18 protein-coding genes and 1 pseudogene are annotated in these 18,254 nt (G+C 68.7%); 16 read left to right on the top strand and 3 right to left on the bottom strand.

All coding sequences use genetic code 11. The annotated features are described in order from the left end of the window. Nucleotides 1–142 precede the first annotated feature (142 nt). The 6 genes from ACWD5O_RS27590 to tcuA (ACWD5O_RS27565) all read left to right on the top strand — a co-directional run bounded on the left by ACWD5O_RS27590 (nt 143) and on the right by tcuA (ACWD5O_RS27565) (nt 6,641). The gene (locus ACWD5O_RS27590) at nt 143–1,342 is read left to right on the top strand and encodes a CaiB/BaiF CoA transferase family protein (protein WP_450087038.1); all 1,200 of its coding nucleotides are present in this window, start codon (nt 143–145) and stop codon (nt 1,340–1,342) included. A gap of 56 nt (nt 1,343–1,398) precedes the next feature. Then, complete coding sequence (locus tag ACWD5O_RS27585; protein ID WP_450087037.1) at nt 1,399–2,577, top strand: thiolase family protein; 1,179 nt, start codon at nt 1,399–1,401, stop codon at nt 2,575–2,577. A gap of 3 nt (nt 2,578–2,580) precedes the next feature. Further along, entirely contained in the window at nt 2,581–2,979 is a 399-nt protein-coding gene (locus tag ACWD5O_RS27580; protein WP_450087036.1) for a Zn-ribbon domain-containing OB-fold protein, read from the top strand. 147 nt (nt 2,980–3,126) lie between these two features. Next, nucleotides 3,127–3,861, top strand: a complete 735-nt coding sequence (locus ACWD5O_RS27575) for a GntR family transcriptional regulator (protein ID WP_450087035.1) — start codon at nt 3,127–3,129, stop codon at nt 3,859–3,861. Between the two features lie 193 nt (nt 3,862–4,054). Next, a complete protein-coding gene (locus tag ACWD5O_RS27570; protein WP_450087034.1) occupies nt 4,055–4,336 on the top strand; it encodes an FAD-binding protein in 282 nt (93 codons plus the stop codon). Then, entirely contained in the window at nt 4,239–6,641 is a 2,403-nt protein-coding gene (gene tcuA, locus ACWD5O_RS27565) for an FAD-dependent tricarballylate dehydrogenase TcuA (RefSeq protein ID WP_450087033.1), read from the top strand. The genes ACWD5O_RS27570 and tcuA (ACWD5O_RS27565) overlap by 98 nt, the downstream gene beginning before the upstream one ends. On the opposite strand, the gene ACWD5O_RS27560 is transcribed toward tcuA (ACWD5O_RS27565), so the two are convergent. Continuing rightward, on the bottom strand, nt 6,575–7,495 hold the full coding sequence (locus ACWD5O_RS27560) for an N-acyl homoserine lactonase family protein (RefSeq protein WP_450087032.1): 921 nt from the start codon (nt 7,493–7,495) through the stop codon (nt 6,575–6,577). The two genes, tcuA (ACWD5O_RS27565) and ACWD5O_RS27560, sit on opposite strands and share 67 nt — an antisense overlap. 216 nt (nt 7,496–7,711) lie before the next feature. Further along, nucleotides 7,712–8,023: pseudogene (locus tag ACWD5O_RS27555) on the bottom strand (ABC transporter substrate-binding protein); the annotation flags it as partial. Nucleotides 8,024–8,347: 324 nt separating this feature from the next. On the opposite strand from ACWD5O_RS27555, the gene ACWD5O_RS27550 reads away from it, so the two are divergent. Then, entirely contained in the window at nt 8,348–9,139 is a 792-nt protein-coding gene (locus ACWD5O_RS27550) for an ISAs1 family transposase (protein ID WP_450087031.1), read from the top strand. Next, on the top strand, nt 9,136–9,540 hold the full coding sequence (locus ACWD5O_RS27545) for a hypothetical protein (protein ID WP_450087030.1): 405 nt from the start codon (nt 9,136–9,138) through the stop codon (nt 9,538–9,540). Before ACWD5O_RS27550 ends, ACWD5O_RS27545 begins: the two co-directional genes overlap by 4 nt. Here ACWD5O_RS27545 and ACWD5O_RS27540 read toward each other — a convergent pair. Continuing rightward, nucleotides 9,526–10,155: an ABC transporter substrate-binding protein gene (locus ACWD5O_RS27540; protein ID WP_450087029.1), complete on the bottom strand. Its 630-nt coding sequence runs from the start codon at nt 10,153–10,155 to the stop codon at nt 9,526–9,528. The two genes, ACWD5O_RS27545 and ACWD5O_RS27540, sit on opposite strands and share 15 nt — an antisense overlap. On the opposite strand from ACWD5O_RS27540, the gene ACWD5O_RS27535 reads away from it, so the two are divergent. The 8 genes from ACWD5O_RS27535 (at nt 10,052) to ACWD5O_RS27500 (ending at nt 18,131) form a co-directional block, all read left to right on the top strand. Beyond that, nucleotides 10,052–10,675 carry an ATP-binding cassette domain-containing protein gene (locus ACWD5O_RS27535; RefSeq protein ID WP_450087028.1) on the top strand — a complete coding sequence of 208 codons (624 nt, stop codon included), beginning with the start codon at nt 10,052–10,054 and terminating at the stop codon, nt 10,673–10,675. The two genes, ACWD5O_RS27540 and ACWD5O_RS27535, sit on opposite strands and share 104 nt — an antisense overlap. Further along, on the top strand, nt 10,672–10,989 hold the full coding sequence (locus tag ACWD5O_RS27530) for an ATP-binding cassette domain-containing protein (RefSeq protein WP_450087027.1): 318 nt from the start codon (nt 10,672–10,674) through the stop codon (nt 10,987–10,989). Before ACWD5O_RS27535 ends, ACWD5O_RS27530 begins: the two co-directional genes overlap by 4 nt. Before the next feature lie 342 nt (nt 10,990–11,331). Continuing rightward, a complete protein-coding gene (gene tcuA / locus ACWD5O_RS27525; protein WP_450087026.1) occupies nt 11,332–12,849 on the top strand; it encodes an FAD-dependent tricarballylate dehydrogenase TcuA in 1,518 nt (505 codons plus the stop codon). An 82-nt stretch (nt 12,850–12,931) separates the two neighbouring features. Further along, nucleotides 12,932–13,651 (top strand): aldolase/citrate lyase family protein, encoded by a 720-nt coding sequence (locus ACWD5O_RS27520; protein ID WP_450087025.1) that lies wholly within the window; start codon nt 12,932–12,934, stop codon nt 13,649–13,651. Next, nucleotides 13,648–15,093, top strand: coding sequence for an MmgE/PrpD family protein (locus ACWD5O_RS27515; protein ID WP_450087024.1), 1,446 nt, complete (start codon nt 13,648–13,650; stop codon nt 15,091–15,093). The genes ACWD5O_RS27520 and ACWD5O_RS27515 overlap by 4 nt, the downstream gene beginning before the upstream one ends. Next, complete coding sequence (locus tag ACWD5O_RS27510; RefSeq protein WP_450087023.1) at nt 15,090–16,388, top strand: aconitase/3-isopropylmalate dehydratase large subunit family protein; 1,299 nt, start codon at nt 15,090–15,092, stop codon at nt 16,386–16,388. The genes ACWD5O_RS27515 and ACWD5O_RS27510 overlap by 4 nt, the downstream gene beginning before the upstream one ends. Beyond that, on the top strand, nt 16,382–16,936 hold the full coding sequence (locus ACWD5O_RS27505) for a LeuD/DmdB family oxidoreductase small subunit (RefSeq protein ID WP_450087022.1): 555 nt from the start codon (nt 16,382–16,384) through the stop codon (nt 16,934–16,936). Before ACWD5O_RS27510 ends, ACWD5O_RS27505 begins: the two co-directional genes overlap by 7 nt. A 61-nt stretch (nt 16,937–16,997) precedes the next feature. After that, nucleotides 16,998–18,131 (top strand): extracellular solute-binding protein, encoded by a 1,134-nt coding sequence (locus ACWD5O_RS27500; RefSeq protein ID WP_450087021.1) that lies wholly within the window; start codon nt 16,998–17,000, stop codon nt 18,129–18,131. The last annotated feature ends 123 nt before the right edge of the window (nt 18,132–18,254 follow it).

Here is an 18,254-nt window from a genome sequence, read left to right as displayed (position 1 = left end):
TTCCCGCGGACGCGTCCTTGACAGCCCGCGCCATGGCTGGAAACATGCCAACGGCGAACCGAATACTGTTTACAATGGCGCGGCCAGCCGGCCTGGTCGACTCGACGAGGAGGCGGCAATGACAGCCAGCGCAGGTGGACCCTTGCACAGGGTCAAGGTCATCGACCTGTCCCGCGCGCTGGCCGGGCCGTACTGCACGATGCTCCTCGCCGACCTGGGCGCCGGAGTCGTCAAGGTGGAATCGCCCCAAGGCGACCACGTCCGCTACGTCGGGCCTTTTGCGCCCGAGGACGAGCTGCGCGCCTTCGGCGGCTACTTCCAGAGCGTCAACCGCAACAAGCGCAGCATCGTCGTCGACCTCAAGATCGCCGACGGCGTGGCGCTGCTCCGACGCCTCATCGCCGACGCCGACGTCGTCGTGGAGAACTTCCGCCCGGGCGTGATGGACCGGCTGGGCCTGGGCTACGAGTCGCTCGCCAAGGACAACCCGAAGCTCGTCTACGGATCTCTGAGCGGCTTCGGCAGTCCGCGGGCCGGCGAGAGCCCGTATGCCGCCTGGCCGTCGTACGACATCGTCGCCCAGGCAATGGGCGGGCTCATGGGCGTGACCGGGCCGGACGGCACACCGACGAAGACCGGTCCGGGTGTCGGGGACATCTTCCCCGCGGCGCTGCTCGCCGTCGGCATCCTCGGTGCCGTGGTCAACGTGCGCTCCGGCGGCGACGGGCAGTTCGTCGACGTCGCGATGTACGACGCCGTGCTGTCGCTGTGCGAGCGCATCGTCTACCAGCACTCCTACGCTGACATCGTGTCGAAGTCGACGGGCAGTGACCACCCCTTCTTCGCGCCATTCGGCGTGTTCCGCGCCGCGGATGGCAACGTCGCGATCGCGGCGCACCACGACCGGGCGTGGAACCTGTTCGCCCAGATCATGGGGCGGCCGGAGCTGGCCGATGATCCGGAGCTGGGGTCGAGCGCCGCGCGGAGCAGGAACCGCCTGCCGGTGAAGGCGGTCGTCGAGGAGTGGACGTCGCAGCGCCCGGTCGCCGACATCGTCGCCGAGCTCGGTGGCCGGGTGCCGGTCGCCCCGGTGAACTCGGTCGTCGACATCCTGGCGGACCCGCACGTGGCGGCCCGCGACCTGCTCCTCGAGCTCGAGCACCCCGGCCTCCCCGACCCGCGGACCGTCGTCGGCACCGCCATCAAGCTCGGCTCGCCACGCACCGCGTACGAGCGCGCGCCGCTGCTGGGGGAGCACACCGTCGAGGTGCTCCGGGAGTCGGGGATCGACGAGGCGGAGATCGCCGCGCTCCTCGAGTCCAAGGCTGTCTCGCGGGGCTGAGCCGGCCAAGGGGTCCAGGACGTGACCCGACGGGCGCGGGAGAAGGGACGGGAGCAATGGCGGGTCCACTGCGGAACGCGACGGCGATCGTGGGTGTCGGCCTGACGGCATACGGGCGGTTTCCCGAGCGCAGCGTGCTGTCGATGGCGGGGGAGGCGATCCGTGGCGCGGTGGCGGACGCGGGGCTGGCGAAGGAACAGGTCGACGGCCTCTTCGTCAACATCGGGTACCCGCTCGGCGCCGACTACGACATGGTGTGCGAACGGCTCGGCCTGCGCGTGCGGTACGCGATGCAGTCGTGGTCGCACGGCCGGTTCGTCGGCGCCTGCCTGCAGGCAGCGGCGATGGCGGTCGCGGCGGGGCTCGCCGACTATGTCGCGGTGGTGTGCTCGGTGAAGTACTCGCAGCTGGTGCAGCTCGGGGGCAAGGAGCGGCCGGACGCGTTCCGCGTGGGCGGGGGCCCGCACGGTGAGGCGCCGCACTACGGGCTCACCGCTCCCGGCAGCGGCGCGGCGATGTCGGCGAGCACCTACCTCGCGAGGTACGGCGCGACCGAGGAGCAGCTCGGCGACGTGCCGATCGCGATGCGCCGTCACGCGGAGCGCAACCCGCGGGCCATGCTCCGTGAGCCGCTCGGGCTCGACGACTACCTCGCGAGCCGCTACATCATCGAGCCCCTGCGCCGGCCCGACTTCAGCCTCGTCTCGGACGGCGCGTGCTGCCTCATCGTGACGTCTGCCGAGCGTGCGGCCGATGCGCCGTCGCCCGCGGTGCACCTCGCCGGCATGCAGGGAATTCGTTCTGGCCCAGACGAGTTCGTCTGGGCCAGGCCCGGTCTCGGCGCGCAGCAGCAGCCGGAGGAGACGTTCGTCCCGTCCGCCTGGGACCTCGCCGTCTACGACTATGCAGACATCGCCCGCGACGACATCGACGCGTTCTACACCTACGACGCCTTTTCGCCGCTCGTCTGGTACGCGCTCGAGCGGTTCGGGTTCTGCGGCGAGGGCGAGGCGCCAGCGTTCTGCGCGGACGGCGGGATCGCGCCCGGTGGCAGACTGCCGGTCAACACCAACGGCGGCCTGCTCGCGGAGGCCTACCTCATGGGGTGGAACCACCTCGCCGAGATGGTCTTCCAGCTGCGCGGAACCGCCGGGGAGCGGCAGCTCGCAGACTCGAGGCTCCTGCAGTGGGGGTCGTGCTACGGCGACTCCCTCATCCTCGCGAAGGAGCGCTGAGCAATGGCCGACGACATCCGCCTGCCTGCGATGGACGAGGACACCCGGCCCTTCTGGGAGTACGCGCGCGCCGGTGAGCTGCGCATGCAGCGGTGCCTGGACTGCGGGCACGTGCGCTGGCCGCCGGGGCCGCAGTGCCCGATGTGCTGGAGCACCGACTCGGAGTGGGCGCGGCTCAGCGGCCGGGGCCGGGTCCAAGGGTGGGTCACCTACCGGCGGAGGTACCTCGAGGCCTTCGAACCGCCGTACGTCGTGGCCGCGATCCGGCTCGAGGAGGGGCCGACCTATCAGGCGGGGCTCGTCGACCCGGATCGGATCGTGAAGGGTATGCCGGTGGAGTCGTGGTTCGAGCGCGTCGACGAGGAGGTGCAATTGCCGATGTTCCGCCCGGCCGACCGGTAGGGTCTCGGCCACATCGGCGCCTGTGCGGCGCCCTGGGTGCCGGACACGCCGTCGCGCGAGTGCTGAGGCTGCTGATTGCAGACGGTATACTGATGATCAGAGCGCTAGGGCCGGCCGGGAGCCGGGCGACGTCGAAAGAGGTTCGAGGTGGACGTGCAGTCGCTGATCCCGCGCGGCGCAGAGCCAGACGACGACCAGGCGCCCAGGGGCCTGGCGAACATCGGCGACAAATCCTCGCTCGCCAATCTCGCTTACGAGGCGCTCTCGAATTACCTCGTCGAGGGCGGGCTGGCCCCAGGGGACCGGCTCGTCGAGGTCCAGCTGGCCAAGGCCCTCGGGGTCAGCCGCGGTCCGATCCGACAGGCTCTGCAGCAGCTCGCGGCCGAGGGGTGGGTAGAGATCCGTCCGCGGATGGGGGCCTTCGTCGCGCACCGGGACAAGAAGGCCGCCACCGATTTCTTCGCCGTCCGGCACACGCTGGAGGTCCTCGCTGCCGGCGAGGCCGCGCAGCACCGCACGCCCCAGGACCTCGACCAGTTCCAGGTCTGCATCGCCTCGATGAAGCTACGCACGGCAACGCACGACGAGGTCAGCCACTCGGTGGACGGGGCGCGGGAATACCACCGCGACGGCTCGGTGCGCTTCCACGAGATCCTCGCGCAGTCGACGCACAACGACACGCTTCGCGACACCCTCCACGTGCTGGTCAAGAAGACCCGGTGGTACTTCAGCCCCGGCGTCCTCGTACACAGCGAGCGGGCGTGGGACGAGCACGAGCAGATCTACAAGCTCATCGAGCGCCAGGACGTCGGTGCGGTGCGCGAGCTCATGGACCGGCACATGGAGCACACCCTCGCTTCGTACCTCGAGGAGATGGACTGAGGTCCACCGCCGGCATGGTGCGCTGAGCCACGCCTGCGGTCTGCCCCCGGCGGGCAGGCCTGACCGGTCGCGCGCTGCTCGCCCCGTGGGACGCATGTTTACAGGGCGACGTTCTCGTGGCTATTGTTATCTGTAAACAGTCTGCTCCCGAAGGCGGGTCTATCGGGTGACGATAGCCCGAGGAGGGAGCACGATGGCGCGAGGGGACCGGCTCGCGGAGCAGGCCGAGCGCACGCACCGAGTGCAGTCGCTCGTTGCGCACACGTGGGACGTCATCGTGATCGGCGGCGGCAACGCGGCACTGGTCAGCGCACTGTCGGCTCGTGACGAGGGCGCAAGCGTCCTGGTCCTAAAGCGCACGGACCGCTTCTTCCGCGGTGGGAACAGTCGTCACACCCGCAACATCCGGTGCATCCACGGGAACCGACTCGGATTGGAACACCGGCGCCTACAGTCGCGAGGAGGTGTGGCGTGACCTCTGCAGCGTCGGGCAGGGCCCGACCAACGAACAGCTCGCGCGGCTCACCGTGGACGCCTCCGAGACCGTGCCGTCATGGATGACCGAGCACGGCGCGCAGTTCCAGCTGCCTCTCGCTGGGACCTTGCATCTCGGCCGCACCAACACCTTCTTCCTCGGCGGCGGCAAGGCACTCATCAACTCCTGCTACCGGCGCGTGGAGCAGCTGGGGATTCCCGTGCTCTACGAGGCCACCGTCACCGACCTCGAGCTTGAGGGGCCGAGATGTACGGGAGTCGTCGTGCAGATCGCCGAGGGGAGCTTTCGGCTGAAGGCGACGAGTGTCGTCGCCGCGAGCGGAGGGTTCGAGGCCAACATCGACTGGGTGTGGCGCTACTGGGGAGACGCGGCGCTGAACTACCACATCCGCGGGCCGCGAACCAACGACGGCTCGGTCCTCTCCAGGCTCCTCGATGCGGGCGTCGAGACCGCCGGTGAGGAGCGCGGGTTCCACTCTGTCGCCGTCGACGCGCGGAGCCCGAAGTTCGACGGCGGGATCGCCACCCGGATCGACTCGATCCCGTTCGGCGTGGTGCTCAACGCCTGCGGCGAGCGCTTCTACGACGAGGGCGAGGACATCTGGCCGAAGCGCTACGCGATCTGGGGCCGGAACGTCGCGCTCCAGCCCGAACAGATCGCCTATGCCTTCTGGGACTCCAAGGTGCAGGGGCAGTTCGTGCCGCCGATGTACGGGACCTACTCCGGCGCGTCGATCGCCGAGGTGGCCGCCCAGTTGGGCCTGGACGCCGAGCGGGCGTCGGCGACCATCGCCGACTACAACCGTCACGTGCCGGCCGATGCGTTGGCGCGTTTCGACCCGTCCGGACATGACGGTGTGGCGGCCGACTCGACACCGCCGAAGTCGAACTGGGCCCTATCGCTCGACACCCCGCCTTTCTACGGCATACCGATGCGACCGGGAATCACCTTCACCTACATGGGCGTCCAGGTCGACGCGAACGCCAGGATCCAGCGAGTGGACGGACCGCCGTTCGAGAACGTCTTCGCAGCGGGGGAAATCATGTCGGGAAACATCCTGTCGACCGGCTACATGGCCGGGTTCGGCATGACCATCGGCACCGTGTGGGGGCGTATCGCCGGGAGGGAGGCAGCACGACATGGGCGTCGTTGTTCTGGGTATGCCGGGGGCCTGGCAGGAAGGCTTCGACGAGGCCAAGCGGCAGCTCGACATCTGCAACTCCTGCCGCTACTGCGCGGGCTACTGCCCGGTGTGGCCGGCGCTCGAACGACTGGTCGACCTCACGCCCGCCGACGTGACCCACCTGGCCAACCTCTCTGCCACGACTGCAGGGACTGCTACCTCGCCTGCATGTACACGCCACCACACGAGTTCGGCGTGAACCCTCCCGAGCTGTTCGCGGCCGAGCGCACCCGCACCTACGAGCGGTTCATCTGGGGCGCCACCCGCATCCGTCGCCTGGCAAGCCCCGCAGGCGCGATCTGGGCAGCGGTGGTTCTGAGCGTCGTGCTGCTCCTGCTCAGCCTCCTGACCAGCGGCGGCAACGCGTTCGAGGCAACGTCGGGATCGGCCTACGACGTCATCGAGCACTGGCTGCTCCTGGGCCTCGTCGGTGCGCCCAGCGTCTTCGCGGTCGCCGTGATCGTCCTGGCAGCCCTGCGCTACTGGAGGTTCACCCACGGTGCGGGTGGCCTCTTCCGGCTCCGACCCTGGGGTGCCGCGCTGGCCCAGGCGGCAACCCTTCGGCACCAGAAGGGGTCGGACGAGGGCTGCACGTACCCCGGCGAGCGACCGGCCGGCAGCCGCCTGGTCCTGCACCAGCTCGTCGTGGTCGGCTTCGGGCTGACGTTCCTCGCGACGGTGTCGGCCGCCTTCGAGCAGTACTTCCTCAGCATCCTGCCGCCGTACCCGTACCTGTCGGTGCCCGTGATCTCAGGCGTCATCGGCGGTGTCGCGCAGATCGTGGGCTGTATCGGGCTCGCGCGGCTCAAGCTGCGCAGTGACCGCAGCCAGACGACGCCCGTCATGTGGGGCGCCGACTTCGCCTTCCTGGGCGCCCTTCTCGTGCTCAACGTGACCGGGCTGCTCGTCCTTGTCTTCCGTGACACTCCGGTCTTCGGCGCGCAGCTGGTCGTGCACGTCGCTGCGGTCATGGTGTCCTTGGCGGTGGCGCCGTACACGAAGTTCGTGCACTTCGTCTTCCGCGTTCTCGCGATCTACCAGAACGCCTTGGAGACCCCCCCCGAGGGGACGTATGCCGCCCCGGCCCGGAGCCGTCGCTGACGCCGTCGGGGCGACTGGTCGTTGTCGACGGGCGTGTCTTGCCCGCGCTCATCTGATGTGCAGTGCGAAGGGGTAGCGTCGCTGAGGCAGGGGAATCGGCGCGAGACCTCGGGGTCGTGGCCAGGCACGACGGTCGTGCCGGGCGTCTCGGCGAGCTGGCGTAGGAGGTCGTAGGCCCGGTACATCTCCGGCAGGTTCGAGAAGATGAAGTACGACCAGTCCTTCTCGAGCTCCTCATGCGTGTGGAGCGCGTCGGCGGCGAGGATCGTCCGCCCTGCCGCGGTTGCCACCTCAGTGATGATCGATCCGTCCGTATGTCCGCCGACTCGCGTCACCCGGATCCCTGGCAGGATCTCGAGTTCGTCATCAACGAGCGTGAGGCGTCCCTCGTCGCGGAATCGCACGATCGTTTCGATCTCCTCCGGTACGACGAGCCATGAGAAGAGTCGCTTCCGGGCGATGTCGCCCGTCCAGAAGTCGAGCTCGGCGCGGGCGACCGTTGCCGAGGCGCGGGGGAACTTCGCGAGATTCCCGATATGGTCGAAGTGCATGTGCGAGAGGACGACGTGGTCGACGTCCACCGGTGCGATGCCGATGCCGATGCGGGCGAGCGCCTCGAGCGGATCGATCTCGGGGCTGCGGCCGCGCTTCGCTGCCGTCTCCGAGCTGAACCCCGTGTCGACGAGGATCGTGCGACCCTCGCCGCGGATCACCCAGAAGTAGTGTGCGGAATGGTTAGGGCCGTCCTCCTCGCCGTAGACCCAGTACGACTGGAATTCTTGACTCTTGAGCCGGGTGAGTGAGGCGTACCGGATCCCGATGATCTCGTACCGCGCCTGCTGCGGGTCGGCCATTTCTCCGGATTCCTTTCTTCGTTGCTGCATGCCGTCGCTGCGGAGGGCGACCGTGGAGGCCAGGACTGGGTCAAGGGGCGACGCGGCGTGGCGCCATGGGACACGCCGGTGATGCGGTGCGCCACCGCCCGGTCCTGGCCGACCAGGCCGGTCAGCGCCGGCTGGCACCGTCGGGGGCGGATCCCGCACCGGACGGCGACCTAGTCGGGCCGTCGGTCAGGTCATCTTGCAGTCCGGGCTCGCCTGCGGTGAAGCGTCCTTGCCCGACGTCGTGTTGAGGATCTTGAACGCGAGGCTGCCGCCATCATTCACGACCTGGGCGAAGTACGACGGCATCAGGAGCTGGTGGTCCTGGGCCCGCACGGTGACCTGGCCGGCGATGCTGTCGAAGGTCAGACCGGACAGCGCGTCGCGGATCGCATTCGTGTCGTTGCTCTTCGCCTTCTGGATCGCGGCGATGAGCCCCTGCGCAGCCATGTAGGTGTTCGCCGCGTAGTCGTTCGGCGTCGTGCCGTACTTCGTACTTCGCCTTGTACTCCTTGACGAACGTCTGGTTGAGGGCGTTGTCTGCGGTCAAGTCGTACTGCTTGATCAGGTAGTCGCCAAGCACCTTGTCGCCGAGGCTGTCGAACGACTGGTCGGTGATGAGGTTGAGGCTCACACGCGTCTTGATCGTGTTCGAGAGGTTGTACTGCGTGGCCAGGGTCTTTGCGTAGTCGATTGAGGTGTGTCTGACCTGGGCGTACGCGGTGTCACGGCCTGATTGGAGGGTGACGCGGGACGGGTGGGGCCCCGTCGGTGATCATGGAGTTGCTGAGACAACATGACACCGACAAGGGACCACACCCGCGCATGTCATCATCGCTGATCGACGTGATCCGTCAGCACGCCCCCGCCTCGACCGACACCACGGCTGCCGGCCGTGAGTCCGATGGCCTGCTGGCGGCCCTGGCACGAGTTCCTGACCCGCGTGATCCGCGAGGGATCCGGTATCCCTTGGCGAGCGTGCTCGCGGTCGCGGTGTGCGCGGTGATGGCCGGAGCCAGCACGTTCGCCGCGATCGTCGACTGGGTCGACGATCTCGATGCGTCGGCGTGGGGCCGGCTCGGGTTCACCGGTCGGGTGCCGGTCTTGACCACGGTGTGGCGGTTGCTGGTCCGCGTCGACGCCGAGACGTTGACGGCGGTGCTGGCCGACTGGCTGTGCTCCCGGCTGTCGGCGCCGCCGCCGGTGCGACGGGTCATCGCTGTTGACGGCAAGGTGGTGCGGGGAGCTGTCCTGCCCGAGGGGCGGGTTCACTTGCTGTCGGCCTACGACACCTCGACCGGTGTGGTCCTGGCGCAGGTCCAGGTCGCGGCGAAGTCGAACGAGATTCCGGCGTTCGCTCCGCTGCTGGAGCAGGTCGCGGCCCGGTTGGGCGGCCTGGCGGGTGTGGTGATCGTCGCGGATGCGCTGCACGCACAGGTCGCCCACGCCCGAGCCGTCGCCGCTGCCGGCGGGCACCTGTATGTGTCGGTCAAGGCCAACCAGCCGACCTTGTTCGCCCAGCTCAAGCATCTGCCCTGGGGGCGCAGGTGCCGGTCGGGGACCAACACCGCGACACCGGACACGGCCGTCGTGAGACCCGCACCGTCAAGGCGTTGACCGTCCAGACTCCCGGTGGCATCGGCTTCCCCCACGCCCAACAGGCCGTCCGGATCACCCGCTCGCGCACTGTGGCTGGCAAGCGCACACGAGAGACCGTCTATCTGGTGGCGTCACTGCCCGCCGCCCACGCCCAACCAGCTGACCTGCAGGAATGGGCCCGCCTGGAATGGCATATCGATAACCGGCTGCACTGGGTCCGCGATGTGACCTTCCACGAGGACGCCCACCGGGCACGTACCGGCAACGGACCCGCCGTCGCAGCGGTCCTGCGCAACACCGCCATCGGATTCCACCGCGGCAATGGCGAGACCAACATCGCCAGAGCCACCCGACGCGCCAACCGCCGCCCCCACGACCTCATCACCACCGTGACCAGCAGTTACTCAACTACGCAATGACCCTGACTGCGTGGCCTGGTTGATGAACGCGTCGCCATCGGCGCCGAACATGACGACGAGGAGCGGGTCGGCGCCGCTCTGCTGTATCTGCGTGATGTACGTGCCGAAGTCGGTCGTGCCGAGCGGCGCGAACTGCTCCGAGACGACGCTCTTGCCGAGTTTCTGCGTCGAGGCCTTGAAGGCCGTCGTCGCGCCGTGGCCCATACTGTAGTCGGCCGCGATGATCGCCCACTTGTTGCCCGTTATGTTCGGCATCTGGGTCTGCAGCGAATTGATGAGCATCGAGTTCGCCGGCACGAGATGAAACGCATTCGGAACGCACTGCGAGCGGATGAGCCCGTCGTTCTGCGCGATCGAGTTGAACGCGAGGGCGTTAAACCCCGCGAGCTGCGGGTTGATCGCGGCGTTCTCGGGCGAGGTCTGGAAGTCGAGGATCTGCGCGCCCTCCTGCGTGACCGCCTGTGTTGCGGCCCGGATGCTCGTGGCCGGCGTCGTGTCGGTGTCCTGGTGGATGAACTTGAGGTCGTACCCGGCGACGCCGCCCGCGGCGTTGACGTCGTCGACGCTCGTCGAGGCGCTTTCGGGTCGTCGGCGCTGCAGCTCGGGCCGCGTCACCTATTCCGGCGAGGACGTCACGAGCAGAGCTCCCGCGTGGCGGCGCCACCACGGCATCGCCCGCTCCTTCCAACGGCCCAGCGTGTTCGCCTCGATGACGGTCGGCGAGCAGCTTGAGATCGTCGCCCGGCGGACAGACGAGGACGACCTGCGGGGCATTGTCGAGGCGGTCGAGCTCGTTCCCGTGCTCGATCTGGTATGCCGTGAGATTGCGTACGGTACGCAGCGCCTCGTCGACCTAGCGCTCGCGCTCATCGGCGATCCGAAGATCGTGCTGCTCGACGAGCCATGCGCTGGACTCGTCGCCGAGGAGTCCGAGCGACTGCTCGGGCACGTGCGCCGGCTCTGCAAAGAGCGGGAGGTTGGCGTCCTCCTCGTCGAGCACGACGTCGACGGCGTGTTCTCCACGTGCGATGTCGTCACGGTCATCAATCTCGGAAGGCTCCTCACGAGCGGCGAGCCGGCCGTGGTCCGCCGCGACGAACGGGTGATCCGCGCATACCTTGGGGCCGCGGCATGAGTGCGCTGCTCGAGTTCCGGGATGTTGCCGCCTCGTATTCCGGCGCGGTCGTGCTGCAACACATCTCGTTCACCATCGACGAAGGTGAGACGGTCGGGCTCGTCGGTCGGAACGGCGCCGGCAAGTCGACCTCGCTGCTATCGGCTTACGGCGTGCCGAAGGTTACGGGCGAGATCCGCTTCGAGGGCCGGCAGCTGGGCCGGCACCGCTACGAGCCGGCGACGCGCGGTCTCAGTCTCGTACCGCAGGGCAAGCGCATCTTCCCGAACCTCACTGTCGAGGAGAACCTGTTGCTCGGGCGCGCATCGCGTTGACGCGGCTCCTGGAGTCCGCCGAAGGTCTATGAGCTGTTTCCGCTCGACAGGAACGGCGCTGCTGCTCGTGGAGCAGCACATCGCGATGATCCAGAAGCTCGCGAGCAGGTTCTTCGCGTTGCGCAAAGGGGGTCTGGTGGCCCAGGGGCCAGTCGCGGACCTTCTCGGAGCGCTCGGTTCAAGAACTCATCGCACTCTGAGGGACGGCGATGGCGTTCGAGCTCGTCGACCGTCGTCACGACGCGGTCGACATGTAGCGGTGGCGCGGGGGCTGCATATGCACTACTGTAACCTGTAAACAGTTTTTCAAGTCCTGAGTCAACGGAGAGGAAGGGACGCGTCATGGGGCAGCAGGACTACGACGTCATCGTCGTGGGGGCTGGGAACGCGGCACTGTCGGCGGCACTGAGCGCGAAGGATGTCGGCGCGGAGAAGGTGCTCGTGCTCGAGGCATCGTCGAAGGAGGAGCGCGGCGGCAATAGCACCTACACGGGCGGGTTCTTCCGGTTCCCGTACGAGACGCTCGCCGATCTCGAGCCGATGCTCAACGAGGCCTCGCGCAAGTGGATCGACCGAATGGACGTCGAGCCCTACCCCACCGAAAAGATGATGGCCGACCTGCGCCGGCAGTCGCGGAACCGCTGCGATCCCGAGCTCACGCAGATCTTGGTCGACCAGGGCTATGACGCCGTCCGCTGGCTGCACGGCAAGGGCGTGAAGTGGCAGTTCCCGGTCGGCAAGGTGCACGACATCGAGAAGCTGCCTGCCGACCAGAAGTACACCCTCGCCGGCGGCGCCGCCCTCGTCACCGAGGAGGAGGGTGTCGGGCTTGTCGAGAACGAGTTCGCCGCCGTCGAGGCTGCGGGGATCGAGGTGCGCTACGACTCACCGGTCGACAGCCTGCTCCGCGAGGGCTCGCGGGTTGTCGGCGTGCGGATCCGCAAGGCCGATGGCTGGCATGACGCGCACGGCAAGAGCGTCGTCGTCGCCGCCGGTGGCTTCGGGGCGAACCCCGAGATGCGGCAGCGTTACCTCGGCCCGGGCTGGGACCTCGTGAAGGTCCGCGGCAGCCGGTACGCGACCGGCCACGTGCTCCAGCAGCTCCTGCTCGAGGGCGCCCAGTCGGCCGGTCAGTGGGGCGGCGTGCACGCGAGCGCGCTCGCGTCCAACGCGCCCGACGTCGGCCGCATCGACCTCACCGACAAGATGAGCCGCTACTCCTACCCGTACTCGATCACGGTGAACATCAATGCCGAGCGGTTCTACGACGAGGGCCGCGACCACCTCTGGATGACGTACGCGAGCACTGGTGCGGCGATCCAGAGGCAGCCCGACGCGATGGCGTATCAGATCTTCGACCAGAAGACCGTGCACCTGCTCGAGCCGCGCTACGAGCTGTCCGAGCCGGTCGTGGCCGACACCATCGAGGAGCTCGCGGTCAAGCTCGACCTCGACCCGAAGAAGCTCGCGCAGACGGTGGCGGAGTTCAACGCCGCGACCCCGCCGAGCGACGGGTTCAACCCGCTGGAGAAGGACGGGCTCGCGACCACCGGGCTGGAGGTGCCGAAGTCGAACTGGGCGCTGCCGATCGACCAGGGTCCCTTCGTCGTCTATGGCGTCACCTGCGGTGTCACGTTCACGTTCGGCGGCGTCAAGATCGACACCAAGGCCCGCGTGATCGACGTCGAGGGCAACCCGGTCCCCGGTCTCTGGGCGACGGGCGAGGTGACCGGCGGCGTCTTCTACCACGGCTATGGGGCCGGCAGTGGTCTCACCTTCGGCACTGTCTTCGGCCGGATCGCGGGTGAGGAAGCGGCGCAGTACGCGGCCGACTCGGCGCGGAGCGCGATCGTTGCCTGAGTCCATGGGAGCGGTATCGCCGGCGATCGACCTGCTCGGGCTCCGCGAGCGGGTCGCCGCCGGAGAGGTGGTCGTCGGCCTCATGGTCGTCGGCTTCTTCACCGCTGTCCTGCCGCGGCTGCTCGGTCAGGCGGGCGTGGACTTCGCGGTGTTCGACCTCGAGGCCACGGGCCTGACCCATGAGCGGCTGGAGATGCTGACGGCCCTGAGCCGAGCCGAGGGCGTCGCGCCGGTCGTGCGGGTGGCGGAGGGCACGCCGGGCGAGATCGGCCGTGTCCTCGACCTCGGTGCCGTCGGCATCATGGCGCCCAAGGTCGACAGCGCCGAGGACGCGGAGCGGGTCGCGGCCGCGACGCACTACCCGCCGCAGGGGCGGCGGGGGAGCGGCTACCAGGCGTTCCCGAGCGGGTGGACGACCGCGACCGACGCCGCGGCCCGGGATGCCGCGAACCGCCACGTGCTCACCATCTGCCAGCTCGAGTCGATGCGCGCGATCGAGCACGCGCAGGCCATCGTCGCGACGCCGGGCGTCGACGTCGTCAACGTCGGCGTGAACGACCTGTCGGCAGAGCTCGGGGTCGGGCCCTCCGACGCACGCGTGCGGGAATCGGTCGACCGCGTCCGTGAGCTCGCCGCCGCGCACGGCAAGGCATTTCTCGGCAAGCTCCCGCCCGCCGACCCCAGCGGGAGACCAAGGCTCAAACCGGGCCATCGGCTCGTGCTCATCGACCATGACACCGCCGCACTCGCCGCCCACACCCAGGCTGGGGTGGCCGAGGTGCGAATGGAGGCAGTCCCATGACCTCGCCCGTCAAGCGACCCCAGGATCGACAGGATCACAGCCCCGCCGAAGATGCGGCCGCTGTGCTCGACGCCGACGGCGTCGACCGCACCACCCGGGCGATCGCCCGGTTCGCGCACTCGCTGCGGCTCGAGGACATCCCGGAGCGCACTCGCGTGTTCGCGCGGCAGATCATCGTCGACTCCATCGCATGTGCCTACGGCGGCGTCGACTGCGACGCCGTCGAGATGGCGGCACGCCTTGCGCCGGTGCCGGCCGTCGAGGACATCGGCGGCGTGCCGATCATCCGTGGCGGGCGCACGACCGCGGACACGGCGGCATTCCTTAACACGGCGATGGTGCGGTTCCTCGACTTCAACGACTCGTTCCCCACGGCGCACCCGAGCGACAGCATCGGCGCGCTGCTCGGGGCCGCGGCGGCGGAGGACGTGTCCGGCGGCGACCTGCTCACCGCGGTCGTCGTCGAGTACGAGGTTTTCAACCGGCTCACTGAGTCGGCCAGGATGCGCTACCTGGGCTGGGACCAGGGTGCGGCTGTCGCGGTCGCGGTCGCGGCCGGCCTTGGCAACATGCTCCGGATGGACGAGATGCAGATTGTCCACGCGGTGTCCCTCGCGGCCGTCTCGTGCGTGCCGTTGCGGGCGACCCGTGCCGGCAGCCTCTCCCTCTGGAAGGGCGCGGCGACGGCGGAGGCGGCGCGCGAGGCCACCTACCTCACGCAGCTGGCCCGGCTCGGCATGACCGGTCCTACCGCATCGTTTGAGGGCCGGCACGGGCACTGGGAGCTCATCACCGGGCCTTTCGAGCTGCGGCCGTTCCCGCCCACCGGGGAGTACCTGCTGGAGTTCGTGCGGCTGAAGTACTGGCCGCTCGAGTACAACATCCAGATCGTCGTCTGGGCTGCCCTCGAGCTGCGCAAGCAGGTGCCGCTCGACGAGCTGGAGTCGGTGCAGATCGGCACCTACTGGTCGGCCTGGCACGAGACCGCGAGCGAACCGGAGAAGTGGGCGCCGAAGACCCGCGAGACCGCGGACCACAGCATGCCCTACGTCTTCGCGCGGGTGCTGATCGACGGCACGATCGACGTCTCGGACTTCGAGCCCGAGCGCTACGAGGCACCTGACGTGCTCGAGCTCATGCAGCGGATCTCGGTCCATGAGGACGCCGAGATCGAGGCGCTCTACCCGGCGACGGTCGCCGCGAAGGTGACGGCGACGACGACGTCGGGCGAGACGAGCGTGCACCAGCTGGAGAACCCGCGCGGCCACGACCTGAACCGGATGAGCGTCGAGGAGACGAGTGACAAGTTCCGTAAGCTGTCAGTCCCTGTGATCGGGTTGCCCGCGACCGAGCGGGCGCTCGAGGCCTGGTGGCGCCTCGATGACCAGGCGAGCGCGAGCGCTGCGGTCGGCCTGCTCGCGCGACGCGACGACATTCCATGAGCGTGACGGTCGCGCCGCCGATGACGATGGCGGAGAAGCTGATGGCCCGGGCGGCCGGTGTCGATCGGGTCGCGCCCGGCGAGCTGGTCGACTGCGCGCTCGACGGGGTCATGGTCTTCGAGTCGTTCGTCGACTCGAACGAGCGGCTCGTCGAGGCCGGGATGCCGGGTGGCATACAGCGGCTGTGGGACCCCGATCGCGTGTACGCGATGCTCGAGCACGTCCAGCCGCCGACGAGCCTGCGCGCCGCCGAGCGGGCGCAGCGGCTGCGCCGGCTCGCCGAGCGGCTCGGCATCACCCACTTCCACAACACGACCTCGGGCATCTGCCACCAGATGATGGTCGACCACGGCTACGTGGGCCCGGGGCAGCTCGTCGTCGGGTCCGACTCGCACGCCTGTATCTACGGTGCACTGAACTGCGCCGGGACTGGCATCGGCGAGCTCGACGTGCTCTACGCGGTGACCTCGGGTGAGCTGTGGTTCATGGTGCCCGAGGCGATCCGGCTAGAGCTGACCGGGGAAGCGCCTGCCTGGCCGGTCGCCAAGGACGTCATGCTCCACCTCGCCGGCCGGTTTGGCGAGGACTTCGCGCTCTACCGTTCGATCGAGGTCGGCGGGGCCGGCGTGGCGAGCCTCAGCATGGACGCCCGGTTCACGATCGCCGACCACGGCGTCGAGGTCGGCGCGAAGTTCGCGCTCTTCGAGGCCGACGAGACGACTTACGACTTCCTCCGGACGCGCGTCGCCGAGGAGGTGCTCGACGGCTACCGGCCGGTCGCGCCGGACGCCGAGGCGCACTACGAGCAGGTGATCGAGGTCGACCTGTCGACACTCCCGCCGCAGGTCGCGGTGCCGCACGAGTTCGACGCGGTATTCCCGGTGGGCGAGGTCGTCGGCAAGCGGATCGACCAGGCGATGATCGGCTCCTGCGCGAATGGCCGGTTCGAGGACATCCAGATCGCGGCCCGGGTGCTCGAGGGGCGGCGCGTCGACCCACGGGTACGGCTCCTGGTCTCCCCGGCGTCGAACGACGTCTACCGACAGTGCATCGAGTCCGGCGTGGCGACCACACTGCTCGATGCCGGCGCCCAGCTCCTCGATCCCGGCTGCGAGCTGTGCCTGGGGCTGCGGGGCTACCTGGCCCCGGGCGAGGTGGCGCTCACCTCGACCACCCGGAACTACCGGGGGCGGCTGGGCAGCGCCGAGGCCGAGATCTACCTGGCGAACCCGGCGACCGTTGCGTGGTCGGCCGTCAACGGGGCCATATCCGACCCCCGGGAGGCCCTGTGCTGAGCCGGCGGATGACCGGTCGCATTGTGCGGATCCCCGGAAACGATGTCAGCACCGACGTCATCGCCCCGACGTTCTGGGTGCACCGGGGTCGCGGCGAGCACGACCTGGCGACGCTGCGACCGCACGCCTTCGAGAGCCTACGGCCGGGTCTCGACGAACACATGCGACCGGGCGACATCGTCGTGGCGGGCCGCAACTTCGGGGCCGGCTCGCATCGCGAGGAGGCTGTCCGCATCCTGCAGGTCTGGGGCGTCCAGGCGATCATCGCGGAGTCCGCCGCGCGGATCTACTTCCGCAACGCGATCGCAGCGGGCCTGCCCTTGATCCAGGTCGAGAATGCCCTGGAGCTCTTCGACGACGGCGACGAGGCCGAGATCGACATCGACGCATGGACCGTCGTGAACCGTCGGACGGGCGCTCGCCGCACCGTCCAGCCCTATCCGCCGACAATCCTGCGCATCCTCGAGGCCGGGGGTATTGCGCCCCTCGTCCGGGATCGGGGCCTAGCGGCGGGGGACGGCACGCGGGCGATGCCCGTGCGCTATTGACACCGGCACCCGCTGGTGTCAGTTTATTGTTAACAGCCAAGGTAGCCAAAGGAGGCAAAGGATGCGCGACGCGACGAAGCGACGCATCACTCCGCTCCGACTCGGACTCCGGTCCCGGGTCGTGGTGACGGTCGTTGCTACTGCCCTCGCCACCATGGTCGCGGGCTGCGGCGGCTCCGCGGACCCCACCCCCGCCGGATCCGCCTTCAACGACCTCTACCAGCAGGCGAAGGCCACTAACGGCGGCAAGATTGCCCTGTACACGCACCTCTCCGGCACGGATCAGCAGGCGGCGATCAAGAAGGCGTTCGAGGCGGCATACCCCGGTCTCGACCTCGAGGTCACCGGCCTCAACGGCCAGCAGCTGCTCACCCGCTTCGAGACCGAGAAGCAGTCGGGGCAGAACCACGTGGACGTGATCCAGTACGCCGGCACGGCCCCCTTCACCGGCACCTTCAAGGAGCAGGACCTCATCGAGCCGTTCACCCCGGCGGACGCATCGCACTACAAGACCGAGGGGACGTTCATCGAGGGCTATGCGTACCCGTGGTGCGCCTACGAGCTGTCGGCGGTCTACAACCCGACGATGGTGTCGGACGAAGACAAGAAGAAGCTCGAGACCTACCAGGGCTGGGCCGACCCGACCTGGAAGGGCCGCGCCGCGATCGCCGAGCCCAACGGCGGCACCTACCTGCGCGGCTGGGACTACTGGGTCGCGCAGGACACGTCGCTCGGCAAGGACTGGCTGAAGGCCATCAAGGACAACGTCGACCCCGTCGTGTTCTCCGACGGCAACTCAGCCGCTAACCAGGTGCAAAGCGGTGAGTATGCCGTCGCCTTCGGGGTCAACAGCGTCACCGCGGTCCGCGCGGCGCTGAAGGGCGCTCCCGTCGAGCTCTCGCGGCAGGAGTACACCGTCGTCGTCCCGGCGCTGATGGGCCTGGTGTCCAAGGCGCCGAACGCGCCGGGCGGCAAGCTGTTCATCAACTGGCAGCTGTCCGAGGCCGGCCAGAAGGCGTCGCAAGACGCGACCGGCAACCTCTCGGTTCGCGACGACCTGATCGGGGTGCCCCCGAACGGCGTCGAGAACTGGCCGAAGCCGAACAAGCAGGTCTCGAACGACGAGAAGGTCGTCACGGCCACACAGAAGGACCTGACAACGTACTTCACGCAGCTCTTCGGCGCGGGCCAGTAGGCCACCGCCCGAGGCGGTCAGCGGGATCGTGTGTCCGCCGACCGTCTCCTCGTTCTCCAGACCAGGGGAAGAGTGCTCTTGACACCAGGTAGGCGACACCTGCAGCAGATTGTTGACAGTAAT

The organism is Micromonospora sp. NPDC005161, assembly GCF_053599855.1.
Note: the sequence above shows the minus strand (reverse complement) of the source record. Positions and strands in the feature narration are given on the sequence as shown.